A 26,280-nucleotide genomic window follows, 5' to 3' on the forward strand; every position below is an offset into this window, starting at 1 on the left:
TTGAGGAGCAAAATATGATTATTAAAATTTGTGTTAGTCTTTATCTAACTTGTATTTACTTAAATCCATTCCGAAGTTAAGACCTTTAACGTTTACTAGTTCTTCTAGCTCAGTTAAAGACTTCTTACCAAAGTTTCTGAATTTCATTAAATCGTTTTTGTTGAAAGATACTAAGTCTCCTAGGGTATCTACTTCTGCAGCTTTTAAGCAGTTAAGCGCACGTACAGAAAGATCCATATCAACTAACTTAGTTTTTAATAGTTGTCTCATGTGAAGTGACTCTTCATCATAAGTTTCAGTCTGTGCAATTTCATCAGCTTCTAAAGTGATACGCTCATCAGAGAATAACATGAAGTGATGAATTAATATTTTTGCTGCTTCAGTCAATGCATCTTTTGGATGAATTGATCCGTCAGTTTGAATTTCGAAAACTAATTTTTCGTAATCCGTTTTTTGCTCAACACGGAAATTTTCGATTCCGTATTTCACATTTTTTATTGGTGTGTAAATTGAATCTGTAAAAATTGTACCTATTGGGGCTGAAGCTTTTTTGTTTTCTTCTGCTGGCACATAACCTCTACCTTTTTCAATTGTAATTTCCATGTTAATGTTAACTTTTGGATCTAGGTTACAGATAACTAAATCTGTATTTAATACTTGGAATCCAGAGATAAACTTTTGGAAATCTCCTGCTGTAATTTGCTCTTGACCTGAAATAGAAATTGTAACAGTTTCGTTATCTACTTCATCAATTTGACGCTTAAAGTTAACTTGCTTTAAGTTCAAAATCATTTCAGTTACATCTTCTACTACACCAGAAATTGTAGAAAACTCGTGATCTACTCCTTCAATACGAACAGAAGTGATTGCAAAACCTTCTAAAGAAGATAATAATACACGTCTTAATGCATTACCTACTGTTAAACCATAACCAGGCTCTAATGGTCTGAACTCGAATTTACCTTCGAATTCATTAGAATCTATCATGATTACTTTATCGGGCTTCTGAAAATTTAATATTGCCATATTTTCTTCGTTTTGATTGTTGCTTGGTTGCGCGGTTTATAAGTTTGAAGAATTCTAACAAACCCTTTGGCCAAACACCAATATGATTAATTTATTTCTTATTTAGAGTAAAGTTCAACGATAAACTGTTCGTTGATTTGCTCAGGAATTTGGATACGTGCAGGTACAGAAACATAAGTACCAGATTTAGTATCGTTGTTCCAAGTAATCCATTCGTAAACATTGCTAGAATTAGCTAATGAATTAGTAATTGCTTCTAAAGATTTAGATTTTTCTCTAACACCAACAACGTCTCCAGCTTTTAATTGGTAAGAAGGAATGTTTACCTTTTCACCATTAACTGTAATGTGTCTATGTGATACTAACTGACGTGCACCACTACGTGTCGGAGCAATACCCATTCTGAAAACAACGTTATCTAAACGAGATTCACATAATTGTAATAATACTTCACCTGTAATACCTTGTGCTGCAGTTGCTCTTTTGAACATGTTTCTGAATTGCTTTTCTAAAATACCATAGGTGTATTTAGCTTTTTGCTTCTCCATTAATTGGATTGCATATTCAGATTTTTTTCCACGACGACGGTTGTTTCCGTGTTGCCCTGGAGGATAATTTCTTTTTTCGAAGGCTTTGTCATCTCCGAAGATAGCTTGACCAAATTTTCGAGCTATTTTAGTTTTAGGACCAGTATATCTTGCCATTTTTAATTTGTTTTGAAAGTGATTTTAGAATTAAGGTCTTATGCTTATCCTTCTAAATCGTTTGCCTTTCGTTGATACTTGTTTATAATTTTTCAGTTTGCAAATTTACACAAAATAAACTAATAACAATACGCTAGTATCGATATTAGTTTATAATGATAAAATTTGTCTTATTATATAGTCAAACCTGATATTAATATCAGATTATACTCTACGTCTTTTTGGTGGACGACAACCGTTGTGCGGTAAAGGAGTAACATCAATAATTTCTGATACTTCAATTCCTGCGTTGTGTATAGATCTGATAGCAGATTCTCTACCATTACCAGGGCCTTTTACATACACTTTTACTTTCTTTAATCCAGCTTCTTTTGCAACTCCAGCAGCATCTTCTGCAGCTAATTGAGCAGCGTAAGGTGTGTTCTTTTTAGAACCTCTAAAACCCATTTTACCAGCTGATGACCAAGAAATTACGTCACCTTTTTTATTTGTTAAAGAAACAATGATGTTGTTAAAAGATGCAGTTATGTGCGCTTCTCCAATAGCATCAACTATTACTTTACGTTTTTTTGTACTTGACTTTGCCATATTTATTAGTTTTTAGTTAATAGTGAATAGTCGCTAGAATCCTAAACCTTTTATAATTTCGAACAGATTCCTTCCAACGTCTATAGACTAAAGACTATTTTTATTTAGTTACTTTCTTTTTGTTAGCAACTGTTTTTCTTCTTCCTTTTCTTGTACGAGAGTTGTTCTTAGTACGTTGTCCTCTTAATGGAAGACCTGCTCTATGACGGATTCCTCTGTAACATCCGATATCCATTAAACGTTTAATGTTTAATTGAGTTTCTGAACGTAATTCGCCTTCAATCTTGAAAGTTCCTACAGCTTCACGGATTGCTCCGATTTGGTCATCTGTCCAATCTTGTACTTTAGTGCTTTCATCAACTTTAGCAGTTGCTAAAATTTCTTTTGCACGACTTCTACCTACTCCGTAGATATAAGTTAAAGAGATAACTCCTCTTTTTTGTTTTGGTATGTCTACACCTGCAATTCTTGCCATAACTACCCTTGTCTTTGTTTGAATCTAGGATTCTTTTTGTTAATTACGTAAAGTCTTCCTTTTCTACGTACCAATTTGCAATCGGCACTTCTTTTTTTAACTGATGCTCTTACTTTCATCTGTTTTGATTTTTAAATACTAATATTAGTATCTGTAAGTTATACGAGCCTTAGTTAAATCATAAGGACTCATTTCTAATTTTACTTTGTCACCCGGCAATAACTTAATGTAATGCATACGCATCTTACCAGATATGTGTGCTGTTACAATATGACCGTTTTCTAATTCTACACGGAACATTGCGTTTGATAATGCCTCTATAATTGTACCGTCTTGCTCTATTGCTGCTTGTTTTGCCATCGTATAAATATTATTGAGCTACTGCTTTTCTATTTTTACCTGATTTCATCAACCCGTCATAGTGCTTGTTCAACAAATAAGAATTTATTTGTTGCATAGTGTCTATTGCAACTCCAACCATAATTAATAGTGATGTTCCACCGAAGAACAATGCCCAACCTTGTTGTACACCAATTAACTTTACTACAAATGCTGGGAACACAGCAATAAGCGCTAAGAAAATAGAACCCGGTAAGGTAATTTGAGACATGATTTTGTCTAAATATTCTGAAGTTTCGCTTCCTGGACGAATGCCAGGAATAAAACCACCACTACGTTTTAAATCATCTGCCATTTTGTTCGTAGGAACAGTAATAGCAGTATAAAAATATGTAAATACAATAATTAAAAGTGCAAATACTAAGTTGTACCAAAATCCGAAGATATCAGAAAAATTAGCTTGCATCCACTGACCTGCATCAGTTCCTTCCAACCAAGAAGATCTACCTATCAATCCAGGTACAAACATAATTGCTTGTGCAAAGATTATTGGCATTACACCTGAAGCATTTAATTTCAATGGTAAAAACTGACGAGAACCAAATACATTTTTCTCAAAACCACCAGTAGCAGTTCTTCGAGCATATTGCACTTGTATTTTACGCACAGCCATTACTAATAATATTGAAGCTAATATGATTAAGAACCAAATTACAATCTCAATTAATATTAACATGAAACCACCGTTTCCTTCTAATCTAGATGCTGAGTTTAATAAGAATGATTGCGGTAATGTAGCAATAATACCTACCATAATTAATAATGATATACCATTACCAATACCTTTGTCAGTAATCTTCTCACCCAACCACATCGCAAAAATACAACCTGTAACTAGTATTACTATTGAAGAGAAGTAGAATAAACCACCTGTACCTAATAAGAAGGCACTAGAAGGAATACCTAAACTTGGCAAACTTACTAAGTAACCTGGCGCCTGAACTAAACAAATAGCAATTGTTAACCAACGTGTGATTTGATTAATCTTCTTACGACCACTCTCTCCTTCTTTCTGTAATTTCTGTAAATAAGGAATAGCAATTCCCATTAACTGAACTACAATCGAAGCCGATATGTAAGGCATAATACCTAAGGCAAATACTGATGCGTTAGCAAAAGCACCACCTGTAAAGGCATTTAATAAACCAAGAATACCACTACCTGTAGTTTCTTGAATTCCACCCAACTGAGTTGCATCAATACCAGGCAAAACTACTTGAGCACCAAAACGATATACCAATAATAACCCAAGAGTTAATATTATTCTATCCTTAAGCTCTGTAATTTTCCAGACGTTTTTTAATGTATCTATTATCTTCATTCTAAATATCTTATAAAGTTACAGCTTCACCACCAGCAGCTTCAATAGCAGCTTTTGCCGACGCAGTAAATTTATGAGCTTTAACTGTTAATTTTGATTTTAATTCGCCTCTACCTAAAATTTTAACCAGCTCATTTTTACCAGCTAATCTTAATTCTACAAGCGTATCAAAATCTACAGTATCTTTAATCTTCTTTGCTTCCACCAATTCTTGTAATGTATCCAAGTTTACACCTTGATACTCTACTCTGTTAATGTTAGTAAAACCAAATTTAGGTACACGTCGTTGTAATGGCATTTGACCACCTTCAAATCCTAATTTTTTAGAATAACCAGAACGTGACTTTGCTCCTTTGTGACCACGTGTAGCGGTACCACCTTTTCCAGAACCTTGACCACGACCAATGCGCTTTCCTTGTTTTTTTACTGAACCTTCTGCAGGTTTTAAATTACTTAAATCCATTGTTAAGTTATATTTTTTAAGCTTCTTCTACAGAAACTAAATGTTCTACTTTCTTAACCATACCAAGGATGTTTGGTGTGGCATCGTGCTCTACAACTTGACCGATTTTTTTAAGACCTAAAGCTTCTAATGTTAACTTTTGTCTTTTTGTACGGTTAATTGCGCTCTTAACTTTCTTTACTTTAATCTTTGCCATCTTGTCCTAATGATTATCCGTTAAATACTTTTTCAAGTGAAATACCTCTTTCCTTAGCGATTGCACCAGCATCCCTTAGTTGCAATAAAGCATCAAAGGTAGCTTTTACTACGTTATGAGGGTTAGATGATCCTTGAGACTTAGATAATACATCATGTACACCTACGGCTTCAAGAACTGTTCTTACAGCACCACCAGCAATAACACCGGTACCAGGAGCAGCTGGAATAATATTTACTCTAGCTCCGCCAAATTTACCTTTTTGTTCGTGTGGCAATGTTCCTTTTATGATAGGAATCTTAACTAAGTTTTTCTTAGCATCTTCTACGGCTTTAGCTATTGCTGTAGCAACGTCTTTAGATTTCCCTAAACCATGTCCTACAACACCAGCCTCATCACCAACTACTACGATAGCAGAAAAACCAAATGCTCTACCACCTTTAGTTACTTTAGTAACACGTTGTACGCCTACCAAACGGTCTTTTAAATCTAAACCTCCTGGTTTTACAAGCTCTGCGTTTTTATATTTTTGATACATAATGTCTTAAAATTTAAGTCCTGCTTCTCTAGCACCTTCTGCTAATGATTTTACTCTACCGTGGTATAAGTATCCACCTCTATCAAAAGAAATAGTCTCAACACCAGCTTTTAATGCTTTTTCAGCAATTGCCTTACCAACTAAAGCAGCAACTTCGGTTTTATTACCTTTTGTACCACTTACGTCTTTATCTCTTGAAGATGCAGCAGCGATAGTTTTACCAGTCACGTCATCTACGATTTGAGCATAAATTTCTTTATTACTTCTAAAAACAGATAATCTTGGTCTAGCTTCAGTACCAGATACAATCTTACGTATTCTGTTTTTTATTCTTTGTCTTCTTTCGTTCTTTGTTAATGCCATAACCTTACTATTAAGCTGATTTACCTGCTTTTCTTCTTATTTCTTCACCAACAAACTTAACACCTTTACCTTTATATGGTTCTGGCTTACGGAATCCGCGAATTTTAGCTGCTACTTGACCAACTAATTGCTTGTCGTGCGACGTTAACTTAACTATTGGATTTTTACCTTTTTCAGAAATTGTTTCTACTTTAACTTCTGGAGCAATATCCAAAATTATATTGTGTGAAAAACCTAAAGCTAAGTCTAATTTTTGTCCTTGGTTTGATGCTCTATAACCTACACCTACCAATTCTAATTCTTTAGTCCATCCTTTAGACACACCCTCAATCATGTTAGCGATTAAGGCTCTATACAAACCATGTTTTGATTTGACTTCTTTCTTTTCAGACTGACGCTCTAATGTAATAGTAGCATCTTCTATTTTAATATCAACACCTGTGTACTCTTGAGTTAATTCGCCTAATTTACCTTTTGCAGTAATTACACCATCTTTAACTTCTACTGTTACACCTTCAGGAATTGAAACTGGATTTTTACCTATTCTTGACATATCTTCCTGATTTTTAGTAAACGTAACATAATACTTCGCCACCAACGTTTTCTCTCTGCGCTTGTTTACCTGTCATAACTCCATGAGAAGTAGAAACAATTGCAATACCTAAACCATTTAAGATTCTTGGCATTTCGTTAGCGCCAGCATACTTACGTAAACCTGGTGTACTGATTCTTTGAATTTTTTTGATAACAGACTCTTTTGTGTCTTTATTGTACTTAAGAGCAATCTTAATTGTCCCTTGTACAGTTGAGTCATCAAATTTGTAACTTAAAATATATCCTTGGTCGAATAATATTTTAGTCATTTCTTTCTTTAAATTAGATGCTGGTATTTCAACCACTCTGTGGTTGGCTTTTACTGCATTTCTAACTCGCGTAAGATAATCCGCTATTGGATCTGAATACATAGTTATTAATTTGCGGAATCGGTTTTTGGTTGTAGAACCTTTCTACACCAAACCTGAAACCAATTTATAATTCTTTATAATTACCAGCTTGCCTTTTTGACACCTGGGATTAAGCCTTGATTAGCCATTTCTCTAAACATAACACGAGAGATACCAAATTGTCTCATATAACCTTTTGGTCTACCTGTAAGTTTACAACGATTATGTTGACGGATTGGCGAAGCGTTTTTTGGTAACTTTTGTAATGCTTCGTAATCTCCAGCTTCTTTTAAAGCTTTACGTTTAGCAGCATATTTAGCAACCGTTTTTGCGCGCTTTACCTCGCGGGCTTTCATTGATTCTTTTGCCATAATTAGTTCTTTTTAAAAGGTAATCCTAGTTCTGTTAAAAGTGATTTTGCTTCTTTATCAGTATCAGCTGTAGTTACAAATGTGATATCCATACCCGAAATTCTGTTGATTTTATCAATATCAATTTCTGGGAAGATAATTTGCTCTACAACACCTAAGTTATAGTTTCCACGACCATCAAAACCAGTAGCTTTGATACCGTTAAAATCTCTAACACGTGGTAATGCGGAAGTGATTAAACGATCTAAAAATTCGAACATTTGCTCTCCTCTTAAAGTTACCATAGCACCAATTGGCATACCTTTACGTAACTTAAATGAAGCGACATCCTTCTTTGATAAAGTATGTATAGCTTTCTGACCAGATATTTTTGTTAATTCATCAACAGCGTGATCAACTAATTTCTTATCTGCTACAGCAGCACCAACACCTCTAGATATTACTATCTTAGTAAGCTTAGGTACTTGCATTACATTCTTGTAACCAAATTCTTCTGTAAGAGCAGGAACAACTTTGTCCTTGTACTCTTGTTTTAATCTTGCAACGTAAGCCATAACTAAATTACTTCATTAGATTTTTTAGAAAATCTCACTTTATTATCACCATCCATTTTGTAACCTACTCTTGTAGTTTCTCCTTTACCTGTTAATAAAGATAAATTTGACACGTGGATAGCTGCTTCTTTCTCTACGATACCACCTTGAGGACTCTGTGCACTTGGTTTAGTGTGTTTCTTTACCATGTTCACACCTTCTACGATGGCTTTGTTCTTTTCTATCAATACTTTAAGTACTTTACCTTCTGAGCCTTTGTGGTCTCCAGCAATTACTTTTACAGTATCTCCAGTTTTTATTTTAAGCTTTGTCATTTTTCTTAATGTATTAAAGCACTTCTGGTGCTAATGATACAATTTTCATGAATTGTTTATCACGAAGCTCTCTTGCTACTGGTCCAAAAACACGTGTTCCTCTCATTTCACCCGTTGGGTTTAAAAGCACACATGCGTTATCATCAAAACGGATGTAAGATCCATCAGGACGTCTAACCTCTTTTGCAGTACGTACAACAACAGCTGTAGAAACAGCTCCTTTTTTGATACTACCATTTGGTGTCGCAGCTTTTACAGAAACTACTATTTTATCACCAACTGATGCGTAACGTCTTTTTGTACCTCCAAGAACACGGATAGTTAATACTTCCTTTGCTCCTGTGTTGTCAGCTACTTTTAATCTTGATTCTTGTTGTACCATAATTACTTCGCTCTTTCAATTATTTCTACTAATCTCCAACATTTAGATTTACTCATAGGTCGTGTTTCCATGATCTTTACAGTATCTCCGATATTGCAGTCGTTTGTTTCGTCATGAGCAACATATTTCTTTGTTTTCAAAACGAATTTTCCATACATAGGGTGTTTTACCTTTTTTACTTCGGCAACTACTATTGACTTTTGCATTTTGTTGCTAGTCACTACTCCTATACGTTCTTTTCTTAAATTTCTTTTTTCCATCTTTCAGCAGAATACAATTAGTCTTGTCTATTAGTTAACTCTGTTGCTATACGAGCTACGACACGTCTTACGTTACGTAACTGGATAGGATTCTCTAAAGGAGATATAGCATGTGCCATTTTCAGGTCTGTATAACTCTTTTTTGTCTCACCAAGTTTCTCTTGTAACTCAGCTGTCGATAGCTTTTTAATTTCTGATTGCTTCATAATACTTTTTATTAAGCTTCGTAATCTCTAGCTATTATAAACTTAGTTTTAACTGGAAGTTTTTGTGCTGCTAGACGTAATGCTTCTTGAGCTGTTTCTAATGGCACTCCACTTATTTCAAATAAAACACGACCTGGTTTTACAACTGCTGCCCAATATTCAACGGCACCTTTACCTTTACCCATACGTACTTCAAGAGGTTTCTTTGTGATAGGCTTGTCTGGAAATATTTTAATCCATAACGACCCTTCTCTTTTCATGTAACGAGTAGCTGCAATACGTGCTGCTTCTATTTGACGTGCAGTAATGAACGTTGAGTCTAGGGCTTTAATACCGAAAGTACCATTTGATAACAAATGACCTCTTCCCGCATTTCCTTTCATACGTCCTTTTTGCTGCTTACGAAATTTTGTTCTTTTAGGCTGTAACATTTTCCTTGTTTACTTTAAAAAATTACTTTCTACGACGTTGGTTTCCACCTTTCTTGTTTCCACCACGTCCACCTTTTCCTTTTTGTTTAGATAGGCCAACTAATGGAGAAAGTTCTCTTTTTCCATATACTTCACCTTTCATAATCCAAACTTTAACACCTAATCTACCATAAGTAGTATGTGCTTCAACTAAAGCGTAATCGATATCTGCTCTAAAAGTAGATAAAGGGATACGTCCTTCTTTGTAGTGTTCAGAACGTGCCATTTCAGCACCATTCAAACGACCACTAATTTGGATTTTGATTCCTTCAGCATTCATACGCATTGCCGCAGCAATAGCCATCTTGATTGCACGTCTGTATGAAATTCTACTTTCAATCTGACGGGCAACAGAAGCTCCTACTAGATACGCATCTAACTCAGGTCTCTTGATTTCAAAGATGTTCAATTGAACTTCTTTTCCAGTAATTTTCTTAAGCTCTTCTTTTAACTTGTCTACCTCTTGACCACCTTTTCCGATAATAATACCAGGTCTTGCAGTAGTGATAGTAACGGTTACAAGTTTAAGCGTACGCTCAATTATTACTCTTGACACACTTGCTTTCGATAAACGAGCGTGAACATACTTTCTAATCTTATCGTCTTCGGCTAACTTGTCTCCATAGTCATTACCACCGTACCAGTTAGATTCCCATCCTCTGATAATACCTAAACGATTTCCGATTGGATTTGTCTTTTGTCCCATATCTCTATCTTAGCTTTGTGTTTTATTTAATGAATCTACCACAACTGTTACGTGGTTAGATCTTTTTCTTATTCTATGTGCTCTACCTTGAGGTGCTGGACGTAGTCTTTTTAACATTGTACCACCATCTACTCTAATTTCTTTTACAAATAAATTAGCTTCCTCAATATCAGCGTCTTCGTTTTTAGCTTGCCAATTAGCGATTGCAGATAATAACAACTTCTCTAGACGACGTGATGCCTCTTTTGGGCTAAATCTAAGAATCTGAAGAGCTTGCTCTGCCTTTTTACCTCTAACTAAATCCGCTACTAAACGCATTTTACGTGGTGATGTAGGACAGTTATTTAGCTTAGCAAAAGCAACTTGCTTTTTCTCTGCCTTAATGGCGTCTGCCATTTGTTTTTTACGACTTCCCATGATTCTTATTTTTTACCTTTATTTTTTGCACCTGCGTGACCACGGAATGATCTTGTTGGTGAAAATTCTCCTAACTTATGACCTACCATATTCTCAGTAACATATACTGGAACAAATTGTCTTCCATTATGAACAGCTATTGTTTGACCAACGAAATCTGGAGAAATCATAGATGCTCTAGACCAAGTTTTGATAACTGTCTTCTTGTTTGAAGCTACATTTTCAGCAACTTTCTTTTCTAACTTATAATGGATGTAAGGTCCTTTTTTTAATGAACGTGCCATACTACTTTCTTAATTATTTCTTTCTACGTTCTACAATGTACTTATTACTCGCTTTGGTCTTAGAACGTGTTCTATAACCTTTAGCAGGAATACCATTTCTTGATCTTGGGTGACCTCCTGAAGATTTACCTTCACCACCACCCATTGGGTGATCAACTGGATTCATTACTACTGGTCTTGTTCTTGGACGTCTTCCTAACCATCTACTTCTACCAGCTTTACCTGATACCAATAATTGGTGATCTGAATTAGAAATAACACCTATAGTAGCCATACAGTTCGCAAGAATCATTCTTGTTTCACCAGATGGTAATTTGACAGTAGCAAATTTACCATCTCTTGCCATTAACTGAGCAAATGCACCAGCACTACGGGCCATCACAGCACCTTGACCAGGACGTAACTCTATACAAGAGATAATTGTACCTAAAGGTATTTCACTTAATGGCATTGCATTACCTATTTCAGGAGCTATACCAGTTTCACCAGATACTATTTTTTGACCTACTTGTAAACCATTTTGAGCGATAACATAACGTTTCTCACCATCCTGGTAATTAAGTAAAGCAATAAATGCTGTTCTGTTTGGATCATACTCGATTGTCTTAACTTCTGCTGGAACTCCAGTTTTGTTACGTTTGAAATCGATAATACGATACTTTTTCTTGTGACCACCACCAATATAGCGCATGGTCATTTTTCCTTGACTGTTTCTACCACCAGACCTTTTTTTCGGAGCAAGCAAGCTTTTCTCCGGCTTATCAGTAGTAATGGCGTCAAATCCATTAACTACTCTAAATCGCTGGGCTGATGTAATCGGTTTTAATTTTCTTACTGACATTGATGTCTAATTACATGTTAGCGTATAAATCTATTGTTTCACCTTCCGCCAGTTGTACAATTGCTTTTTTAACAGCATTTGTTTTACCATGTTGCACACCAGTTTTTGTAAACTTAGTCTTGCGATCTGGACGGACATTTATTGTACGAACTTTTTCAACAGAAACTCCATAAGCAGCCTCAACTGCTTTTTTGATTTCTACCTTGTTCGCCTTTGTATTCACCTGAAATGCATATGCATTAAGCACCTCGCTTTGCATAGTTGCTTTTTCAGTGATTATCGGTTTTATTAAGATACTCATCGTTTTCTATTTACTTAAATTCGTTTCAATTCCTTCTAAGGCACCTTCTAAAAGAACAACTTTATTAGCGTTCATAATTTTATAAGTGCTTAATTCTGAGCTAGTTATAACTTCAGAGCGTTTTAAATTGCGCGACGACAAATATACATTATTATTTGAGTCACCCAACACAAACAGTGTTTTTTTGTTTTCTACCTCTAAGGCTTTCAATACATTAACAAAATTCTTTGTTTGTGGTGTTTCGAAACTAAAGTCCTCTAACACAACGATTGAATCTTGATTTGCCTTGATACTTAGTGCAGATTTACGAGCTAAACGCTTAACATTTTTGTTAAGTTTAAACCCGTAATTTCTTGGTCTTGGTCCGAACATACGTCCACCACCTTTAAATACACCAGACTTAATAGAACCAGCACGTGCAGTACCTGTTCCTTTTTGTTTTTTAATCTTACGTGTACTTCCTGTAATCTCTGCTCTTTCTTTAGCCTTGTGCGTTCCTTGTCTTTGATTAGCCAAGTATTGCTTAACGTCTAAATATACAGCGTGATTGTTTGGTTCAATAGCGAATACGCCTTTAGAAAGCTCAGCTTTTCTACCCGTATCTTTTCCTTTTATATCTAAAACTGATACCTTCATTACTTCTGAATAATTACGTAAGAGTTTTTGTGTCCTGGGACACAACCTTTAACTACTAGTAAGTTCTTTTCAGGAACTACTTTGTAAACTCTTAAATTTTGAACTTTTACTGTGTCTCCACCCATTCTTCCTGCCATTTTCATTCCTTTGAATACTCTCGCAGGATAAGAAGCAGCACCAATAGAACCAGGAGCTCTTAAACGGTTATGCTGACCGTGTGTCGCTTGACCTACACCAGCAAAATTGTGACGTTTTACTACACCTTGAAAACCTTTACCTTTTGAAGTTCCTGCGATATCCACAAACTCTCCTTCGATAAAGTGCTCTACAGTGATAGCATCACCTAACTTGTACTCCGCATCAAAACCTTTGAACTCAGCAACTTTGCGCTTTACAGAAGTACCCGCTTTTTTAGCATGACCTAAGTCTGCTTTAGTAGCGCTTTTTTCTGTCGCGTCATCGAAACCTAATTGTAGTGCACTATAACCGTCCACTTCTTCAGTTCTGACTTGGGTAACGATACATGGTCCAGCTTCGATTACTGTACATGGAATGTTTTTTCCATTTTCATCGAAGATGCTGGTCATACCGATTTTTTTTCCAATTAACCCAGACATATTTATTATTATTTAATTATTAATTCTTGTTTAAAACTCAAGGCTGAAAATACGTTTCAGCCTTGAATTGTATTTTTTTCCGTTTTTCCTTTGCTCGCAGCTCAGGACATGTTTAGTTCAAATTATACTTTGATTTCTACTTCAACTCCACTTGGTAATTCAAGTTTCATTAAGGCATCAATCGTCTTAGAAGATGAAGAGTAAATATCTAATAATCTCTTGTAAGAGCTTAATTGAAATTGTTCTCTCGACTTCTTGTTTACGTGTGGTGAACGTAATACAGTGAAAATTTTCTTGTGTGTTGGTAAAGGAATTGGACCTGTTACAACAGCACCTGTACTCTTTACTGTTTTTACAATCTTATCAGCAGACTTGTCAACTAAATTGTGATCGTAAGACTTTAATTTTATTCTAATTTTTTGACTCATTTTCTATTTAGTTTTAAGCTTCTACGCCTTTAGCTGCTGCAATTACTTCCTCTGAAATATTCTTCGGAGTCTCAGCATAGTGTGAAAATTCCATTGTTGATGTTGCTCTACCTGAAGACAAAGTTCTTAACGTCGTAACGTAACCAAACATTTCAGATAATGGTACAGTAGCTTTTACAGTTTTAGCACCAGCTCTATCTCCCATATCACTAACTTGACCTCTTCTTCTATTTAAATCACCTACGATATCACCCATATTTTCTTCTGGAGTAATAACTTCTAGCTTCATAATAGGCTCCATAATCACAGCTTTTGCAGCTTTTGCAACATTTTTAAAACCTAACTTAGCAGCTAATTCAAAAGATAGTTGATCTGAATCCACATCGTGATAAGAACCATCTTTTAAAGTAATTTTCATAGCATCTACTTCGAAACCAGCTAACGGTCCATTAACCATTGCCATTTTGAATCCTTTTTCAATTGAAGGGATGAATTCTTTAGGAACATTACCACCTTTAATAATAGATTCGAACTGAAGACCTATTTGACCTTCGTCTGCAGGCTCAATAGTAAATACGATATCTGCGAATTTACCACGACCACCAGATTGTTTCTTATAAACTTCTCTATGGTCTGCTGAAGCTGTAATAGCCTCTTTATATTCAACTTGTGGTTGACCTTGGTTAACCTCAACTTTAAATTCTCTCTTAAGACGATCTACAATTACATCTAAGTGTAACTCACCCATACCAGAAATAATAGTCTGGCCTGAAGCTTCGTCAGAACGCACAGTAAATGTTGGATCTTCCTCAGCTAATTTAGCTAAGCCCATCCCTAATTTATCAACATCTGCCTTAGTCTTAGGCTCAACCGCGATACCAATTACTGGATCAGGGAAGTCCATAGATTCTAAAACTATAGGATGCTTCTCTGCTGTTAATGTATCTCCTGTTTTTATAGATTTAAATCCAACAGCAGCTCCAATATCACCAGCTTCGATAAAGTCAATAGCATTTTGTTTGTTAGCGTGCATTTGGTAGATACGAGAAATACGTTCTTTTTTACCTGAACGATTATTCAACACATAAGAACCTGCATCTAAACGACCGGAATACGCTCTAAAGAATGCTAAGCGACCTACGAAAGGATCAGTTGCAATTTTAAATGCTAAAGCAGCGAATGGCTCCTTAACATCTGGCTTACGAATCTCTTCTTGTTCAGTATCTGGGTTAACACCTACGATACCTTCCTTATCAGTTGGAGAAGGTAAGTAGCGACATACTGCATCTAATAAGAATTGTACACCTTTATTTTTAAAAGCAGAACCACAAATCATAGGAATGATTGCCATATCCATTACAGCAGCTCTAAGTGCAGCATGCACTTCGTCTTCTGTAATAGAATCTTCATCTTCCATAAACTTCTCTAATAAGTTTTCATCATAGGATGCAACTTCTTCGATAAGTAAAGCTCTGTATTTTCTTGCTTCTTCTTTAAGCTCTTCTGGAATTTCGATAACATCAAAAGTTGCCCCTTGAGTTTCATCATGCCATACGATAGCTCTGTTTTTTACTAAATCAATAATACCTTTAAAATCTATCTCATCACCAATGTTTAAAACAATTGGCACAGCGTTAGACTTCAACATATCTTTAACCTGTTGACAAACACCTAAAAAGTTAGATCCCTGACGGTCCATTTTATTTACGAAACCGATTCTTGGCACTTTGTAGTTATCAGCTAGTCTCCAGTTAGTTTCAGATTGTGGCTCTACACCATCAACTGCACTAAATAAGAATACTAAACCATCTAATACACGTAAAGAGCGATTTACCTCAACAGTAAAATCAACGTGACCAGGTGTGTCAATAATATTGAAGTGATATCCTTTAGTTTCTGGCGTTGGCTCTCCATTTTCAATTGGAAACTGCCATGTACAAGTCGTAGCCGCAGAAGTAATTGTAATACCTCTTTCCTGCTCTTGCTCCATCCAGTCCATTGTTGCAGCACCATCATGTACTTCACCAATTTTATGAGAAACACCTGTATAATAAAGAATACGTTCTGTAGTAGTAGTTTTTCCTGCATCAATATGTGCAGCAATACCTATATTTCTTGTGAATTTTAAATCTCTTGCCATTTCTAATTAAAATCTAAAGTGAGAGAATGCTTTGTTTGCTTCAGCCATTTTATGAGTATCCACTCTTTTCTTAACGGCTGCACCTTCTTCTTTAGCAGCAGCTAATACTTCTGATGCTAAACGTTGTGCCATAGATTTTTCGTTTCTTTTACGAGAATAGCTAATTAACCATTTCATCGCTGTAGAAACTTTACGGTCTGGACGAATTTGCATTGGTATTTGGAATGTTGCTCCACCAACTCTACGACTACGTACTTCTACGTGAGGCATAACGTTAGAAAGTGCATCTTTCCATACTTCTAGTGCTGTTTTTTCGTCATCATTTTTTTTCTCTTCAACAATATCAATTGCATCATAGAATACTTTAAAAGCTACAGACTTCTTACCATCCCACATCATCATGTTAACAAAACGTGTTACTAACTGATCATTAAATTTTGGGTCCGGTAAAAGCGGTCTCTTTTTTGCTGCTCTTTTTCTCATGTCTTCTTCTTAAAGTTTTAAAATTACTTCTTAGGGCGTTTTGCACCATACTTAGATCTACGTTGTGTGCGACCAGCAACACCTGCTGTATCTAATGCACCACGAACGATGTGATATCTAACACCTGGCAAATCTTTTACCCTTCCACCTCTAACCAATACTATCGAGTGCTCTTGTAAATTGTGACCTTCTCCACCGATGTATGCATTTACTTCGTTTCCGTTTGTTAAACGAACCCTAGCTACCTTTCTCATTGCTGAGTTTGGTTTCTTAGGTGTCGTTGTATAAACACGAGTACACACACCACGTCTTTGAGGACACGAATCTAAAGCAGCCGATTTACTCTTCTTGGTTATTTTGGCTCTTCCTTTTCGTACTAATTGTGAAATTGTTGGCATATATTTCTATATAAATTTTTGTTAACCTCTCTTTAGAGGGCTGCAAAGGTAGAAATATATCTTTATAATTCAAATAGTTGACAATTAATTTTACAAAGAAATTTTAATAATGATTCTTTGACTATACATTTAGATGTATTTTTACGTTGTCTTACTATAATTTTCGCCTAAATTAATTATGAATAAACAGTTGTTTTTTGCCCTGATGATTGTATTGCCATGCTTTACGTCACTAACTTTTGCTCAGAACATACTCTTAAATGTAACTGGCGAATCTAAAGTTGCCACAAAAAAAATAGATTCTGTTGGCTATACAAAACAATTCCCAAACTTTTTATCTCTTGAAACAGAAGTTTATACATTAAAGGATAAACTGATTAGACTTGGTTTCATTGACACAAAAATTAATGAATTAAGAAAACAGAATGACACCACTTTTAATGCGTCTATATATATAGGACAAAAACTAAATCGTATTCGCGTATTATTTAATCCTGAATTTGATATTGAATTACTGAAATTTTCAGAAGTAAACATTAATCTTAATTACTTTGAAGTAGACATTAAAAATTTGGAGACTACCTTAGATTTACTTAATAAAAGAATAGCCGAACAAGGTGACCCATTTTCAATTTTAAAATTGCAAAATATCAGAAAAGAAAATAAAGATTTAATTTCTGCTAACTTAAATATTGAAACCAATCAAAAAAGAAGAATAGATAAAATCATTGTCAAAGGTTATGAGAAATTTCCGAAATCATTTATCAAGCGTTTTCTAAAACTAAAACCTGGGCAATCTTTCAGTCTTGAGGGTATTAAGTCAAAAACAGAAAAGCTTCAAAACTTAAGATTTGCTAAAGAGCTAAAATCTCCAGAAGTTTTGTTTACCAACGACTCCACTACTCTTTATTTATATACTGAAAAAACTAAGAGTAATAATTTTGATGGGTATCTTGGTTTTGGTACTAATGAAAACACTAATCGTATCGATTTTGATGGTTATATAGATTTGCGCCTAATCAATAATCTAAACTTTGGTGAGACCTTAAGCTTGTTTTACAAAAGTGATGAAATCGACCAACAAACATTTGATGTAAAACTTAATGCACCATATTTATTTGGCTCTCCGATTGGTCTTGATGTTGGATTAAATATATTTAGAAAAGATTCCACATTTTCTACAACGACACAACAGGTACGATTAAATTATCAAATTAATGCTAACCATAGAATAAGTGCAGGTATCAAAGGCTCTGTTTCCAGTGATTTGTTAGGTTCCAATACTATATTTCTTAATGATTACACCTCTAATTACTATCAGGTTGGCTATAACTATGTGAAGCCGCAATTTTATGATTTATTGTTTCCCATAAATTTCTGGTTTGATATCAACACTAATTTTGGAAACAGAACTCAAGATGGTAATGAACAAAAACAAAATGCATTTACGTTAGAAGCCTATAAAATCTTCAACTTAAATGATAGAAATAGTTTTTTCCTGAGGCTTACTGGTGCATCATTAAGCTCGGATAATTATTTAGATAATGAATTATATCGTTTTGGAGGAATAAACTCCATTAGAGGGTTTGAAGAAAACAGTTTAGTTGCTAATTTATATGGAGTCATTAATACTGAATATAGGTATAGATTAAGCAATACCATATATGTACATTCTGTATTTGATGCTGCATATTTTGAAAATGAAATTACCAATACTAAAAATAAACTTTTTGGATTTGGTATTGGACTTGGATTATTGACTAAAGCAGGTTTATTTAAACTCAATTATTCTAGCGGAAAAACAGAGAATATACCTTTTAAATTATCGGATTCTAAAATTCATGTAAGTTTAACAGCTACATTTTAATACATCAATTCTTTCCGAATACAGTTAAAAAAATAATAAAATGCAAATAAATCATTAGGTTTGCAAAAAAAATGCAATTAACTTATTGATATTATGAAAAGAATTTTACTCTGTTTTTTACTATTATTCTCTATAGTTACTACAAATTCGCAAAACACGATTGGTACAACATCAATTAATCCAAACGTAACTGAAGGCTTCACTCTATTTACGATTAATACTGGGACATATTTAATAAATAACTGTGGAGAACTTATTAATTCTTGGACAAGTACTTTTCCTCCAGGAAATGCAGTTTATTTATTAGATGATGGTAGTATTCTTCGTGCTGGAAAAACAACTTCAAATAATGTTCCTATTGGAGGACAAGGAGGTGTAATAGAAAAATACGATTGGGATGGAAATTTGACTTGGCAATATTTCATTGATACACCTACACAGAGACAGCATCATGACATATACCCAATGCCTAATGGAAACATATTGATTTTAGCTGCAGAATTGATGCCTGAAGCAGAAGCTCATCAAGCTGGTAGAGATCCTGCAAACCTATCTAGCACAAGCCTATACAATGAACAAATTATCGAAGTTACTCCCGTAGGTGCATCAGGAGCAACTGTAGTTTGGGAGTGGAATGTTAAAGATCATTTAATTCAAGATTTTGACATGTCTTTAGATAATTTTGGAGTAGTTGAAGATAATCCAAACTTGTTAGATATTAATTACACTTCAAGCGGAAGTGATTCAGCAAATTGGTTACATTTTAACTCTATTCAATATGATGAGACTTTAAATCAAATTGTAATTAGCAGTCGAAATGTAAGTGAGATTTACATTATAGACCACTCAACTACAACGGCTGAAGCTGCGACAGGTGCTGGAGGAACTTACGGAAAGGGTGGAGATTTTTTATACCGATGGGGAAATCCTGAAGCCTATAAAAGAGGTACTCCTGCAGACAGAAAACTTTTTGGTCAGCACTTTCCTCAATTTATAAGAAATAGTGTTTCAGATAATGGTAAACTAATTGTTTTTAATAACGGAAATGGTAGAACACCATCATTCTCTGAAGTATTAGTTTTGAATCCACCAATTGATAATCCAGGTGTTTATACGAGTGACCCATTATTACCTTATGGACCATTAACACCAGATTACACATACACTGCTCCTGTTCCAGGTGATTTTTATTCGTCAATTATTAGCGGCGCACAGAGACTTTCAAATGGCAATACACTAATTATGGAGGGCACAAAAGGAAGGATTTTTGAAGTAAACCCTTCAGACACTATACTTTGGGAATATTTCATCCCTATCAATGTAATAGATGGCACACCACAAACGCAAGGCACTGACCCAAGTTCATTCTCAAATGGATCATTTAGGGCTACAAAATACAGCGAAAGCTTTGCTGGCTTTGATGGAAAAGATTTGACACCAAGCGACCCTATAGAAATTAATCCTGATATATCTTCTTGTTTGCTTGCCCTTAGTGACGATGATGTTGTATTATCTACAACTTCTATATACCCAAATCCAACTCAAGATTTTATAAATATAGAATCAACAATGTCCATAGATAAAGTTGAAATTTATAACATTTCAGGAAGCAAAATTGTTGAAAAAAGAAACTCTCAAAGAATAAATCTTACCAATTTAGAAAGAGGTGTTTATTTCCTGAAAATATATAGTAATGGTAATACTGTAAGCAAAAAAATACTAAAGCAATAAAATATAATTTACGAAATAGAAACCACCTTAAAAAGGTGGTTTTTTTATACCTTAGCGGCATGAAAAACGAGACTACAATTTTTGGATTACGCGCTATCATTGAAGCTATAAATTCCGGAGAGCAAATCGATAAAATTTTCCTTCAAAAAGGAATGCGAGGTGAATTATTTCAGGAGTTAGAGCAAGTTATTCGTCAAGCTAGAGTAAATGCATCCTATGTACCCGTAGAAAAATTAAATCGTTTATCAAAAGGAAATCATCAAGGCGCAGTTGCACAGATTTCGCCAGTGGCATTTCATGATATTGAAGATTTAGTGATTAACACTATTGAATCTGGAGTAACGCCTTTATTTCTTTTACTTGACCAATTAAGTGACGTTCGTAACTTTGGTGCTATAGTTAGAACGGCTGAATGCACAGGCGTTTCAGGAATTATAATCCAGAAAAAAGGAGGTGCACCGATAAATGGAGATGCAATTAAAACTAGTGCAGGTGCTGTTTTTAAAATCCCTATTTGTAAAGTAGACCACATAAAGGATGCTGTTTTTCATATGCAAGCCTCAGGTATTAAAGTTATAGCAGCAACTGAAAAAGCTAAAAATTTTATTTACGATGTTTCTTTGAATGAGCCTTGTGCAATTATTATGGGTTCAGAAGGACGAGGCATTAATCCTTCTGTATTAAAAGCTTCAGACGAACAAGCCAAACTCCCTATACTAGGTGAAATAGAATCTTTGAATGTTTCTGTAGCTTGTGGCGCATTTTTATATGAAGCTGTTAGACAGAGACAGTAATCTAGGCAATTACTCTTCTTCTTTATTTTTGAATATATATTTTATTTCAATTTTACGTTTTTGAAGTTTTTGTTCAGAATCTAATTCAACTTCAGGCTCAAATTCGATAAAGTTTCCGTTTTCATCAAAATGCTTCATAAATGGGTCATCTTCTTCATCATAAGTTTCAGTTTCCCAAAGGTATTTTTCTGGCTTAGCAATTCTGCTTCTAAATATTAGAGCAAAAACAAAACCTGTAATTAATCCACCCAAGTGTCCTTCCCAAGACATACCATCTTTTATTGGAAATACATACCAAATCATACTACCATACAAAAAAACTATAATAAGCGATAGTGCAATTAACCTATAATACTTAGCAAAAATACCTTTGAAAAAGATAAAACTAACAAGCATATAAATAACACCACTTGCACCTATATGATTCCCAGTTTTTCCTATAAACCATGTTAGCAATCCCGTGACTAAAACACCAAAAAACAGAACGCGCCAAGCTATTTTTTTATAAAAATAAAAGAGCGCCATTGATAACATTAATAACGGAATGGAATTATTATATAAATGACTTAAATCAGAATGCAAAAATGGGCTTGTTAGAATACCCAAAAGGCCTTCGATTTTTTGAGGATATATACCAAAATGCCTGATACCAGAATCTATTCGTACCTGATACCAAAACACCAACCAAATAGAAAAAACCAATAATAATGGATAGACTATTACAGAGTTAGAATATTTGAATTGTTGTTGACTCATAAACAAATTTACAAGTTAGTTGTCAAATTTCTAGCCAACTAACGTTTATATGAAATATTGTCACTCTGATTTTGTAATTTTAACCTATGAATATCCCACTAGCAGAACGGCTTCGTCCTAAAACTCTTAACGATTACATTAGCCAGACACATTTGGTTGGAAAAGATGGTGCGCTTTTTCAACAGATAAAAAGTGGTGTTATTCCTTCTTTAATTTTATGGGGTCCACCGGGTATTGGCAAAACTACTTTAGCAAATATTATAGCTAATGAATCCGAACGTCCATTTTTTAAGTTAAGTGCAATAAATTCTGGTGTTAAAGATATAAGAGAAGTTATTGATAAGGCCAAGAAAAGTGGTGGCTTGTTTACTGCTAAAAATCCAATTTTATTTATTGATGAAATTCACCGATTTAGTAAATCGCAACAAGATTCTTTATTAGAAGCTGTCGAAAAAGGTTGGGTAACGCTGATTGGTGCTACAACAGAGAATCCCAGTTTTGAGGTGATTGCCGCACTACTCTCTCGTTGTCAAGTTTATATTTTAAACTCCTTTAGTAAAGACAATTTAGAAGCATTATTGAATCGCGCCATGACGGAAGACGAATTGCTATCTAAAAAGAAAATAAAACTCAAAGAAACTGAGGCTTTATTAAGATTATCAGGTGGTGATGCTCGGAAATTGCTCAATATTTTTGAACTTATCGTTACGTCTTACAGTGAGAATAAAATTACGATTACAAACGAGGCTGTTTTAAAGCAAGTCCAAACCAATACAGCTAGATACGACAAAACTGGTGAACAGCACTATGATATCATCTCAGCATTTATAAAATCCATTAGAGGCAGTGACCCAAATGCTGCTGTATATTATTTAGCGCGTATGATTGAAGGTGGCGAAGATGTAAAGTTTATTGCAAGAAGACTTCTTATTTTATCAAGTGAAGATATTGGTAATGCAAATCCAACAGCCTTAGTAATTGCGAACAATACATTCCAAGCAGTATCGGTAATTGGAAACCCAGAATCACGCATAATACTTAGTCAATGCGTGACTTATTTAGCAAGTTCTCCAAAAAGCAATGCTGCTTATGAAGCTATTGGTAAAGCGCAACAATTGGTCAAAGAAACAGGAGATTTATCTGTACCACTAGCTTTGAGAAATGCGCCAACAAAATTGATGAAAGAGATTGGTTACGGAGATGCTTACAAATACTCTCATAAATATGAAAACAACTTTGCAAAACAAGAATTTTTACCTAAAGAAATTAGAAATACACAACTATACTCACCAGGGAATAATGCCAGAGAAAATGCCCAAAGGCAATATTTAAAACAACTTTGGAAAGAAAAATACGGATACTAAAACTTAATATTTAGTGGCTTTTTAGTATCGTTTTCAGAATAAAACCAAGTATCACCTTCTTTAAAAACAATAGCATTTTTACCTTTTACAGTAAATACGTTTGGTGCTGCAGTTTTTAAAATTACCATAACAACTTTTGGAGTAATATCTACAAGCTGAAATCCTTTGTCTGTTGGTTGTGCATAAAGTAAATCTGAGTCTGTTATAGATTTAGATTTCTCTAATTCTAATCTTTTACGTTGCTCATTCTCTAATTTATTTTTTTCTTCTTCAGTTTTTCTTTTAAGCTCTAATTGTGCTTTGGCTTCTGCTTCTTGCTTAGCTTTTTCGAGCGCTTTATGTTTTTTTAATTCTTCAACTTCTTTTTTTAAACGCTCAACTTCTGCTGTTGCTTTTTCGGCTTCAGCATCTGTATCAACATTTTCAACTTTTGATGCAACTGTAGATTGCTGCTTGTTTTTTAAGGCACCTTCAGAATTTGGATTATACTTATAATCCAAAAACTTTACACTTTCAAATGCTTTCCTTATGGCTATAGGATAGGCTTTTTTTAAATCTTTTTCCTTAGTCTTACCAATACTTGACATAAATATTTGGTTTCCATAGCAATCTTTAAGCTCTATTTGTAGTTTGGTAGAAAAAACACCAGATGCTTTTACAACATCTGCATACATGGCTAGACAACGATTATTGAATAAGTCCTTTGGCAATTCTTCTTCATCAAAAACAGCTTTAAATCCGTTAGAGTTAAATAAATATCTTGTTAGAGAATTAACCCTATACTTATCTTTCCCTTTTACAAAATCAAATTGTAGAGGCACGACCACATACTTATAATCATTTAAATCATTCTGCGAAAATGCGCTTAATCCAATTAATAAAACTAAAACACTAAAAATTAATCTCTGAAACATTACTCTATTTTTATCTTGTAAATATAACTTTTGTTTTATTAAAATATGGAGCTAGAATAAATCTTTAAGTGTACTCAGTTGTGTAATTCGATGGTAGTTTTCATTATAATCAGAATTTTTATAATCAAAATATAATGCTTCCATACCTACACCAATGGCTCCTCTAATATCAGCTTCAAGACTATCGCCAATCATTACACTTTGCTCTGGCTTAGCATTAGCTAAATCCATGGCAAAATTGAAAATCTTAGGATTTGGTTTTTTTACGCCTACCATTTCAGAGTTGGTTACCGTATTAAAATATTCTTTAAGATTAGAAGCCTTCATCTTTTTTTCTTGCGCTTCTTCGAAACCGTTAGTTATTATATGTAATTCGTACTTTCCATTTAAATAATCTAAGACATCGTGAGCCCCATCAAAGACATGATTAAAAGTTGATAGATACGTAATATAATCTTCCGAAAGATTATCAATTAATTGATCTGATACACTCATGTTAATTTCATTAAAAGCCTCTTTGAGACGACCATACCTTAGTTCTTGCTTAGTCACTTGTTCTTCCCGATATAGCTTCCAGTATTTGAAATTTATAGGCTCATAAACATTTAAAAAATCTTCTAAAGCCACATCTACATCATGTATCTTAAAAATTTTACCGAAAGTCAATCCTGAATTTTTATCAAAATCCCATAAAGTATGGTCTAGATCAAAAAAAATGTGCTGTATTTTTTTATGCATCTATCGAATTTAAAATTTGATTAAAAAGTGTTTTAAAACCGCTCCAAGTTTCATCATTACTCAATGAATAATTATGAAAAACTGGACTAAAAGTTCCATCTACTTTTTTTATAGCATTAATAAAACGCTCTAAAGTTTGCTGTTTATCTAGTTGGGATTCCTGTTTTAACAAAGCAAAATCCATACAGTGATAAGAATGAATCTGTAAAGGTGTTTGAACCTCATAGTCTAAGTCATAAAATTGAAAAGGCGTACAAGTTCCTGCTCTAAAACCTAAAACATTAATATAACCCATTGTATGCTCTTGAGGGATTTCTAACTCAACAGCGTTTCTGTAAGTCGATGGCAAATTAAGTTTAGAATGTGAATTGCGAATTGCCATAAGATTGACATTCGTTACGACCTCCATTTTCTGTTTTTCTTTTTTTAAAATATCTAAATTATCTAAAGAAAAATAAGAAGCTTTTAGCCCAATATTACAATAATCACCAACAGATTTTATTAGTGCAACAAATTGCTTTTTATTAATACTAATATTTTTATCGAATGTCGAATATGCACCAATTAAAAAGAAAACAGTAAACTTAAAAGACGTACTCTTTTGTCTATTAATAAGCCAACCAAAAGTATCAAAAGGGTCTCTCTTTAGACCTAATAATACTGAAATCCGTTCATAGAATTGACGGAATTTTAGCCTGAATATATCTCCAAAAATACCACCAATAGTTCGTAATAAACCTTTATAACTGTACTTGTAGGCACATGGTACATCTATAACCGGTTCAATTTTATATTGACGCTCTGGAAAATCATATTCAGGAAAACGCTCTTGCAAAACTACTTTTAGCTTATAAGCCCAAATATCTACAATAGGTTCTTGCAGAAAATTCTCAGTATATGCCAAACTTTCTGAAGCCAAAAAACGACCAAAATCGTCTTTTACATGAGGTAAATATTCTTCGTAACGACTTAGTAAATAAAAAGATGCAGCAAAAATATCGTAAGGTAAATCGCTCCTGTCTCCTGCTGCAAAAAATCCTTTGGTGTCTTCCCAGTCGTTGACAGTAATGTCAATATCCGAAAGACCTTGCTCAAAAAGCAAACTGTGACTTTGCACAAAAATCTCTTTGCTTAAGGGCTGTTTTGCATAAGACATTTTAATAGAATCGTGGGCTATAAAATCTTCAATTTTTGAAGTAAAAGACACCTCTAAACCTAATATTCTTTTACACAAATGCTTAAATGTATAGGTTAATCTAGGTGTGATTTTATGTGTGTAGACTAGAAGCAT

General features: G+C 34.3%; 39 protein-coding genes. 4 read left to right on the top strand and 35 right to left on the bottom strand.

Annotation, left to right across the window (positions count from 1 at the left end; genetic code table 11):
* Window positions 1-33 precede the first annotated feature (33 nt).
* The 31 genes from BTO05_RS05745 to rpsL all read right to left on the bottom strand — a co-directional run bounded on the left by BTO05_RS05745 (window position 34) and on the right by rpsL (window position 16,825).
* Window positions 34-1,026, bottom strand: a complete 993-nt coding sequence (locus tag BTO05_RS05745) for a DNA-directed RNA polymerase subunit alpha (RefSeq protein WP_087491748.1) — start codon at window positions 1,024-1,026, stop codon at window positions 34-36.
* A gap of 98 nt (window positions 1,027-1,124) precedes the next feature.
* Window positions 1,125-1,730, bottom strand: a complete 606-nt coding sequence (rpsD, locus tag BTO05_RS05750; RefSeq protein WP_087491749.1) for a 30S ribosomal protein S4 — start codon at window positions 1,728-1,730, stop codon at window positions 1,125-1,127.
* Window positions 1,731-1,934: 204 nt separating this feature from the next.
* Complete coding sequence (gene rpsK / locus BTO05_RS05755; protein WP_087491750.1) at window positions 1,935-2,318, bottom strand: 30S ribosomal protein S11; 384 nt, start codon at window positions 2,316-2,318, stop codon at window positions 1,935-1,937.
* Window positions 2,319-2,418: 100 nt separating this feature from the next.
* Window positions 2,419-2,793: a 30S ribosomal protein S13 gene (gene rpsM, locus BTO05_RS05760; RefSeq protein ID WP_087491751.1), complete on the bottom strand. Its 375-nt coding sequence runs from the start codon at window positions 2,791-2,793 to the stop codon at window positions 2,419-2,421.
* A 2-nt stretch (window positions 2,794-2,795) separates the two neighbouring features.
* Entirely contained in the window at window positions 2,796-2,912 is a 117-nt protein-coding gene (gene ykgO / locus BTO05_RS05765; RefSeq protein WP_008269159.1) for a type B 50S ribosomal protein L36, read from the bottom strand.
* Between the two features lie 25 nt (window positions 2,913-2,937).
* A complete protein-coding gene (gene infA / locus BTO05_RS05770) occupies window positions 2,938-3,153 on the bottom strand; it encodes a translation initiation factor IF-1 (protein WP_007094967.1) in 216 nt (71 codons plus the stop codon).
* 10 nt (window positions 3,154-3,163) lie between these two features.
* A complete protein-coding gene (gene secY / locus BTO05_RS05775; RefSeq protein WP_087491752.1) occupies window positions 3,164-4,513 on the bottom strand; it encodes a preprotein translocase subunit SecY in 1,350 nt (449 codons plus the stop codon).
* A gap of 10 nt (window positions 4,514-4,523) precedes the next feature.
* The gene (gene rplO, locus BTO05_RS05780; RefSeq protein WP_087491753.1) at window positions 4,524-4,976 is read right to left on the bottom strand and encodes a 50S ribosomal protein L15; all 453 of its coding nucleotides are present in this window, start codon (window positions 4,974-4,976) and stop codon (window positions 4,524-4,526) included.
* 16 nt (window positions 4,977-4,992) lie between these two features.
* Window positions 4,993-5,172: a 50S ribosomal protein L30 gene (gene rpmD, locus BTO05_RS05785; RefSeq protein ID WP_045468968.1), complete on the bottom strand. Its 180-nt coding sequence runs from the start codon at window positions 5,170-5,172 to the stop codon at window positions 4,993-4,995.
* Between the two features lie 13 nt (window positions 5,173-5,185).
* Window positions 5,186-5,710, bottom strand: a complete 525-nt coding sequence (rpsE, locus tag BTO05_RS05790; protein WP_087491754.1) for a 30S ribosomal protein S5 — start codon at window positions 5,708-5,710, stop codon at window positions 5,186-5,188.
* A 6-nt stretch (window positions 5,711-5,716) separates the two neighbouring features.
* A complete protein-coding gene (gene rplR / locus BTO05_RS05795) occupies window positions 5,717-6,073 on the bottom strand; it encodes a 50S ribosomal protein L18 (RefSeq protein WP_087491755.1) in 357 nt (118 codons plus the stop codon).
* A 10-nt stretch (window positions 6,074-6,083) separates the two neighbouring features.
* The gene (rplF, locus tag BTO05_RS05800; protein ID WP_087491756.1) at window positions 6,084-6,626 is read right to left on the bottom strand and encodes a 50S ribosomal protein L6; all 543 of its coding nucleotides are present in this window, start codon (window positions 6,624-6,626) and stop codon (window positions 6,084-6,086) included.
* A 13-nt stretch (window positions 6,627-6,639) separates the two neighbouring features.
* Window positions 6,640-7,038: a 30S ribosomal protein S8 gene (gene rpsH / locus BTO05_RS05805; protein ID WP_087491757.1), complete on the bottom strand. Its 399-nt coding sequence runs from the start codon at window positions 7,036-7,038 to the stop codon at window positions 6,640-6,642.
* Window positions 7,039-7,118: 80 nt separating this feature from the next.
* The gene (gene rpsN / locus BTO05_RS05810; RefSeq protein WP_042245225.1) at window positions 7,119-7,388 is read right to left on the bottom strand and encodes a 30S ribosomal protein S14; all 270 of its coding nucleotides are present in this window, start codon (window positions 7,386-7,388) and stop codon (window positions 7,119-7,121) included.
* Window positions 7,389-7,390: 2 nt separating this feature from the next.
* Window positions 7,391-7,942, bottom strand: coding sequence for a 50S ribosomal protein L5 (gene rplE / locus BTO05_RS05815; RefSeq protein ID WP_087491758.1), 552 nt, complete (start codon window positions 7,940-7,942; stop codon window positions 7,391-7,393).
* A gap of 2 nt (window positions 7,943-7,944) precedes the next feature.
* On the bottom strand, window positions 7,945-8,256 hold the full coding sequence (rplX, locus tag BTO05_RS05820) for a 50S ribosomal protein L24 (RefSeq protein WP_087491759.1): 312 nt from the start codon (window positions 8,254-8,256) through the stop codon (window positions 7,945-7,947).
* A gap of 13 nt (window positions 8,257-8,269) precedes the next feature.
* Window positions 8,270-8,638 carry a 50S ribosomal protein L14 gene (gene rplN / locus BTO05_RS05825; protein WP_087491760.1) on the bottom strand — a complete coding sequence of 123 codons (369 nt, stop codon included), beginning with the start codon at window positions 8,636-8,638 and terminating at the stop codon, window positions 8,270-8,272.
* 2 nt (window positions 8,639-8,640) lie between these two features.
* Window positions 8,641-8,898, bottom strand: a complete 258-nt coding sequence (rpsQ, locus tag BTO05_RS05830; protein ID WP_087491761.1) for a 30S ribosomal protein S17 — start codon at window positions 8,896-8,898, stop codon at window positions 8,641-8,643.
* A 17-nt stretch (window positions 8,899-8,915) separates the two neighbouring features.
* A complete protein-coding gene (gene rpmC, locus BTO05_RS05835) occupies window positions 8,916-9,104 on the bottom strand; it encodes a 50S ribosomal protein L29 (RefSeq protein WP_087491762.1) in 189 nt (62 codons plus the stop codon).
* Window positions 9,105-9,115: 11 nt separating this feature from the next.
* Window positions 9,116-9,535 carry a 50S ribosomal protein L16 gene (rplP, locus tag BTO05_RS05840; RefSeq protein WP_087491763.1) on the bottom strand — a complete coding sequence of 140 codons (420 nt, stop codon included), beginning with the start codon at window positions 9,533-9,535 and terminating at the stop codon, window positions 9,116-9,118.
* A 22-nt stretch (window positions 9,536-9,557) separates the two neighbouring features.
* Window positions 9,558-10,280, bottom strand: a complete 723-nt coding sequence (rpsC, locus tag BTO05_RS05845; protein ID WP_087491764.1) for a 30S ribosomal protein S3 — start codon at window positions 10,278-10,280, stop codon at window positions 9,558-9,560.
* A 9-nt stretch (window positions 10,281-10,289) separates the two neighbouring features.
* Complete coding sequence (rplV, locus tag BTO05_RS05850) at window positions 10,290-10,697, bottom strand: 50S ribosomal protein L22 (protein WP_087491765.1); 408 nt, start codon at window positions 10,695-10,697, stop codon at window positions 10,290-10,292.
* A gap of 5 nt (window positions 10,698-10,702) precedes the next feature.
* Entirely contained in the window at window positions 10,703-10,981 is a 279-nt protein-coding gene (rpsS, locus tag BTO05_RS05855; protein ID WP_008269180.1) for a 30S ribosomal protein S19, read from the bottom strand.
* Between the two features lie 13 nt (window positions 10,982-10,994).
* The gene (gene rplB / locus BTO05_RS05860; RefSeq protein WP_087491766.1) at window positions 10,995-11,822 is read right to left on the bottom strand and encodes a 50S ribosomal protein L2; all 828 of its coding nucleotides are present in this window, start codon (window positions 11,820-11,822) and stop codon (window positions 10,995-10,997) included.
* A gap of 10 nt (window positions 11,823-11,832) precedes the next feature.
* Window positions 11,833-12,123: a 50S ribosomal protein L23 gene (gene rplW, locus BTO05_RS05865; RefSeq protein WP_087491767.1), complete on the bottom strand. Its 291-nt coding sequence runs from the start codon at window positions 12,121-12,123 to the stop codon at window positions 11,833-11,835.
* A gap of 6 nt (window positions 12,124-12,129) precedes the next feature.
* Entirely contained in the window at window positions 12,130-12,759 is a 630-nt protein-coding gene (gene rplD / locus BTO05_RS05870) for a 50S ribosomal protein L4 (RefSeq protein WP_087491768.1), read from the bottom strand.
* Window positions 12,759-13,376: a 50S ribosomal protein L3 gene (rplC, locus tag BTO05_RS05875; RefSeq protein WP_087491769.1), complete on the bottom strand. Its 618-nt coding sequence runs from the start codon at window positions 13,374-13,376 to the stop codon at window positions 12,759-12,761. The genes rplD and rplC overlap by 1 nt, the downstream gene beginning before the upstream one ends.
* Window positions 13,377-13,498: 122 nt before the next feature.
* The gene (gene rpsJ / locus BTO05_RS05880; protein WP_007650482.1) at window positions 13,499-13,804 is read right to left on the bottom strand and encodes a 30S ribosomal protein S10; all 306 of its coding nucleotides are present in this window, start codon (window positions 13,802-13,804) and stop codon (window positions 13,499-13,501) included.
* 13 nt (window positions 13,805-13,817) lie between these two features.
* Window positions 13,818-15,944: an elongation factor G gene (gene fusA, locus BTO05_RS05885; protein WP_087491770.1), complete on the bottom strand. Its 2,127-nt coding sequence runs from the start codon at window positions 15,942-15,944 to the stop codon at window positions 13,818-13,820.
* 6 nt (window positions 15,945-15,950) lie between these two features.
* Entirely contained in the window at window positions 15,951-16,427 is a 477-nt protein-coding gene (gene rpsG / locus BTO05_RS05890) for a 30S ribosomal protein S7 (RefSeq protein WP_087491771.1), read from the bottom strand.
* A gap of 23 nt (window positions 16,428-16,450) precedes the next feature.
* On the bottom strand, window positions 16,451-16,825 hold the full coding sequence (gene rpsL, locus BTO05_RS05895; protein ID WP_008269190.1) for a 30S ribosomal protein S12: 375 nt from the start codon (window positions 16,823-16,825) through the stop codon (window positions 16,451-16,453).
* A gap of 178 nt (window positions 16,826-17,003) precedes the next feature.
* Between rpsL and BTO05_RS05900 the strand changes: the two genes are divergently transcribed.
* The 3 genes from BTO05_RS05900 (at window position 17,004) to rlmB (ending at window position 21,217) form a co-directional block, all read left to right on the top strand.
* On the top strand, window positions 17,004-18,692 hold the full coding sequence (locus tag BTO05_RS05900) for a POTRA domain-containing protein (protein ID WP_232459786.1): 1,689 nt from the start codon (window positions 17,004-17,006) through the stop codon (window positions 18,690-18,692).
* A gap of 93 nt (window positions 18,693-18,785) precedes the next feature.
* Window positions 18,786-20,423, top strand: coding sequence for an aryl-sulfate sulfotransferase (locus BTO05_RS05905; RefSeq protein WP_232459787.1), 1,638 nt, complete (start codon window positions 18,786-18,788; stop codon window positions 20,421-20,423).
* A 59-nt stretch (window positions 20,424-20,482) separates the two neighbouring features.
* Complete coding sequence (gene rlmB, locus BTO05_RS05910) at window positions 20,483-21,217, top strand: 23S rRNA (guanosine(2251)-2'-O)-methyltransferase RlmB (RefSeq protein WP_087491774.1); 735 nt, start codon at window positions 20,483-20,485, stop codon at window positions 21,215-21,217.
* A 9-nt stretch (window positions 21,218-21,226) separates the two neighbouring features.
* Here the strand turns inward: rlmB and BTO05_RS05915 are convergent, their stop codons facing one another.
* The gene (locus BTO05_RS05915) at window positions 21,227-21,973 is read right to left on the bottom strand and encodes a rhomboid family intramembrane serine protease (protein ID WP_087491775.1); all 747 of its coding nucleotides are present in this window, start codon (window positions 21,971-21,973) and stop codon (window positions 21,227-21,229) included.
* A gap of 86 nt (window positions 21,974-22,059) precedes the next feature.
* Between BTO05_RS05915 and BTO05_RS05920 the strand changes: the two genes are divergently transcribed.
* Window positions 22,060-23,337, top strand: coding sequence for a replication-associated recombination protein A (locus tag BTO05_RS05920; protein ID WP_087491776.1), 1,278 nt, complete (start codon window positions 22,060-22,062; stop codon window positions 23,335-23,337).
* On the opposite strand, the gene BTO05_RS05925 is transcribed toward BTO05_RS05920, so the two are convergent.
* The 3 genes from BTO05_RS05925 to BTO05_RS05935 are packed head-to-tail and all read right to left on the bottom strand — an operon-like array spanning window position 23,334 to window position 26,280.
* The gene (locus tag BTO05_RS05925; protein WP_087491777.1) at window positions 23,334-24,251 is read right to left on the bottom strand and encodes a cell envelope integrity protein TolA; all 918 of its coding nucleotides are present in this window, start codon (window positions 24,249-24,251) and stop codon (window positions 23,334-23,336) included. The two genes, BTO05_RS05920 and BTO05_RS05925, sit on opposite strands and share 4 nt — an antisense overlap.
* A gap of 51 nt (window positions 24,252-24,302) precedes the next feature.
* Window positions 24,303-24,989 carry a YjjG family noncanonical pyrimidine nucleotidase gene (locus tag BTO05_RS05930; RefSeq protein WP_087491778.1) on the bottom strand — a complete coding sequence of 229 codons (687 nt, stop codon included), beginning with the start codon at window positions 24,987-24,989 and terminating at the stop codon, window positions 24,303-24,305.
* Entirely contained in the window at window positions 24,982-26,280 is a 1,299-nt protein-coding gene (locus tag BTO05_RS05935) for a polysaccharide deacetylase family protein (protein WP_087491779.1), read from the bottom strand. The genes BTO05_RS05930 and BTO05_RS05935 overlap by 8 nt, the downstream gene beginning before the upstream one ends.

It is taken from the genome of Winogradskyella sp. PC-19 (assembly GCF_002163855.1).
Classification (GTDB): domain Bacteria; phylum Bacteroidota; class Bacteroidia; order Flavobacteriales; family Flavobacteriaceae; genus Winogradskyella.

Bases quoted from the DNA above. Each gene is read 5' to 3' on its own strand.
- rplC (WP_087491769.1), bottom strand. From the start codon at position 13,376: ATGTCTGGGTTAATTGGAAAAAAAATCGGTATGACCAGCATCTTCGAT.
- BTO05_RS05915 (WP_087491775.1), bottom strand. From the start codon at position 21,973: ATGAGTCAACAACAATTCAAATATTCTAACTCTGTAATAGTCTATCCA.
- rplW (WP_087491767.1), bottom strand. From the start codon at position 12,123: ATGAGTATCTTAATAAAACCGATAATCACTGAAAAAGCAACTATGCAA.
- BTO05_RS05920 (WP_087491776.1), top strand. From the start codon at position 22,060: ATGAATATCCCACTAGCAGAACGGCTTCGTCCTAAAACTCTTAACGAT.
- rpsL (WP_008269190.1), bottom strand. From the start codon at position 16,825: ATGCCAACAATTTCACAATTAGTACGAAAAGGAAGAGCCAAAATAACC.
- secY (WP_087491752.1), bottom strand. From the start codon at position 4,513: ATGAAGATAATAGATACATTAAAAAACGTCTGGAAAATTACAGAGCTT.
- rpsH (WP_087491757.1), bottom strand. From the start codon at position 7,038: ATGTATTCAGATCCAATAGCGGATTATCTTACGCGAGTTAGAAATGCA.
- rpmC (WP_087491762.1), bottom strand. From the start codon at position 9,104: ATGAAGCAATCAGAAATTAAAAAGCTATCGACAGCTGAGTTACAAGAG.
- rplV (WP_087491765.1), bottom strand. From the start codon at position 10,697: ATGGGAAGTCGTAAAAAACAAATGGCAGACGCCATTAAGGCAGAGAAA.
- BTO05_RS05925 (WP_087491777.1), bottom strand. From the start codon at position 24,251: ATGTTTCAGAGATTAATTTTTAGTGTTTTAGTTTTATTAATTGGATTA.
- BTO05_RS05745 (WP_087491748.1), bottom strand. From the start codon at position 1,026: ATGGCAATATTAAATTTTCAGAAGCCCGATAAAGTAATCATGATAGAT.
- rpsD (WP_087491749.1), bottom strand. From the start codon at position 1,730: ATGGCAAGATATACTGGTCCTAAAACTAAAATAGCTCGAAAATTTGGT.
- BTO05_RS05935 (WP_087491779.1), bottom strand. From the start codon at position 26,280: ATGCTTCTAGTCTACACACATAAAATCACACCTAGATTAACCTATACA.
- fusA (WP_087491770.1), bottom strand. From the start codon at position 15,944: ATGGCAAGAGATTTAAAATTCACAAGAAATATAGGTATTGCTGCACAT.
- rpsE (WP_087491754.1), bottom strand. From the start codon at position 5,710: ATGTATCAAAAATATAAAAACGCAGAGCTTGTAAAACCAGGAGGTTTA.
- rplO (WP_087491753.1), bottom strand. From the start codon at position 4,976: ATGGATTTAAGTAATTTAAAACCTGCAGAAGGTTCAGTAAAAAAACAA.
- rlmB (WP_087491774.1), top strand. From the start codon at position 20,483: ATGAAAAACGAGACTACAATTTTTGGATTACGCGCTATCATTGAAGCT.
- rplX (WP_087491759.1), bottom strand. From the start codon at position 8,256: ATGACAAAGCTTAAAATAAAAACTGGAGATACTGTAAAAGTAATTGCT.
- rplE (WP_087491758.1), bottom strand. From the start codon at position 7,942: ATGGCTTACGTTGCAAGATTAAAACAAGAGTACAAGGACAAAGTTGTT.
- rpsQ (WP_087491761.1), bottom strand. From the start codon at position 8,898: ATGGAAAAAAGAAATTTAAGAAAAGAACGTATAGGAGTAGTGACTAGC.
- rplR (WP_087491755.1), bottom strand. From the start codon at position 6,073: ATGGCATTAACAAAGAACGAAAGAAGACAAAGAATAAAAAACAGAATA.
- BTO05_RS05900 (WP_232459786.1), top strand. From the start codon at position 17,004: ATGAATAAACAGTTGTTTTTTGCCCTGATGATTGTATTGCCATGCTTT.
- rplN (WP_087491760.1), bottom strand. From the start codon at position 8,638: ATGGTACAACAAGAATCAAGATTAAAAGTAGCTGACAACACAGGAGCA.
- rpmD (WP_045468968.1), bottom strand. From the start codon at position 5,172: ATGGCAAAGATTAAAGTAAAGAAAGTTAAGAGCGCAATTAACCGTACA.
- rpsM (WP_087491751.1), bottom strand. From the start codon at position 2,793: ATGGCAAGAATTGCAGGTGTAGACATACCAAAACAAAAAAGAGGAGTT.
- rplP (WP_087491763.1), bottom strand. From the start codon at position 9,535: ATGTTACAGCCTAAAAGAACAAAATTTCGTAAGCAGCAAAAAGGACGT.
- rplB (WP_087491766.1), bottom strand. From the start codon at position 11,822: ATGTCAGTAAGAAAATTAAAACCGATTACATCAGCCCAGCGATTTAGA.
- rpsJ (WP_007650482.1), bottom strand. From the start codon at position 13,804: ATGAGTCAAAAAATTAGAATAAAATTAAAGTCTTACGATCACAATTTA.
- rpsS (WP_008269180.1), bottom strand. From the start codon at position 10,981: ATGGCACGTTCATTAAAAAAAGGACCTTACATCCATTATAAGTTAGAA.
- rplD (WP_087491768.1), bottom strand. From the start codon at position 12,759: ATGAAGGTATCAGTTTTAGATATAAAAGGAAAAGATACGGGTAGAAAA.
- rpsG (WP_087491771.1), bottom strand. From the start codon at position 16,427: ATGAGAAAAAGAGCAGCAAAAAAGAGACCGCTTTTACCGGACCCAAAA.
- infA (WP_007094967.1), bottom strand. From the start codon at position 3,153: ATGGCAAAACAAGCAGCAATAGAGCAAGACGGTACAATTATAGAGGCA.
- rpsC (WP_087491764.1), bottom strand. From the start codon at position 10,280: ATGGGACAAAAGACAAATCCAATCGGAAATCGTTTAGGTATTATCAGA.
- BTO05_RS05930 (WP_087491778.1), bottom strand. From the start codon at position 24,989: ATGCATAAAAAAATACAGCACATTTTTTTTGATCTAGACCATACTTTA.
- rpsK (WP_087491750.1), bottom strand. From the start codon at position 2,318: ATGGCAAAGTCAAGTACAAAAAAACGTAAAGTAATAGTTGATGCTATT.
- BTO05_RS05905 (WP_232459787.1), top strand. From the start codon at position 18,786: ATGAAAAGAATTTTACTCTGTTTTTTACTATTATTCTCTATAGTTACT.
- rpsN (WP_042245225.1), bottom strand. From the start codon at position 7,388: ATGGCAAAAGAATCAATGAAAGCCCGCGAGGTAAAGCGCGCAAAAACG.
- ykgO (WP_008269159.1), bottom strand. From the start codon at position 2,912: ATGAAAGTAAGAGCATCAGTTAAAAAAAGAAGTGCCGATTGCAAATTG.
- rplF (WP_087491756.1), bottom strand. From the start codon at position 6,626: ATGTCAAGAATAGGTAAAAATCCAGTTTCAATTCCTGAAGGTGTAACA.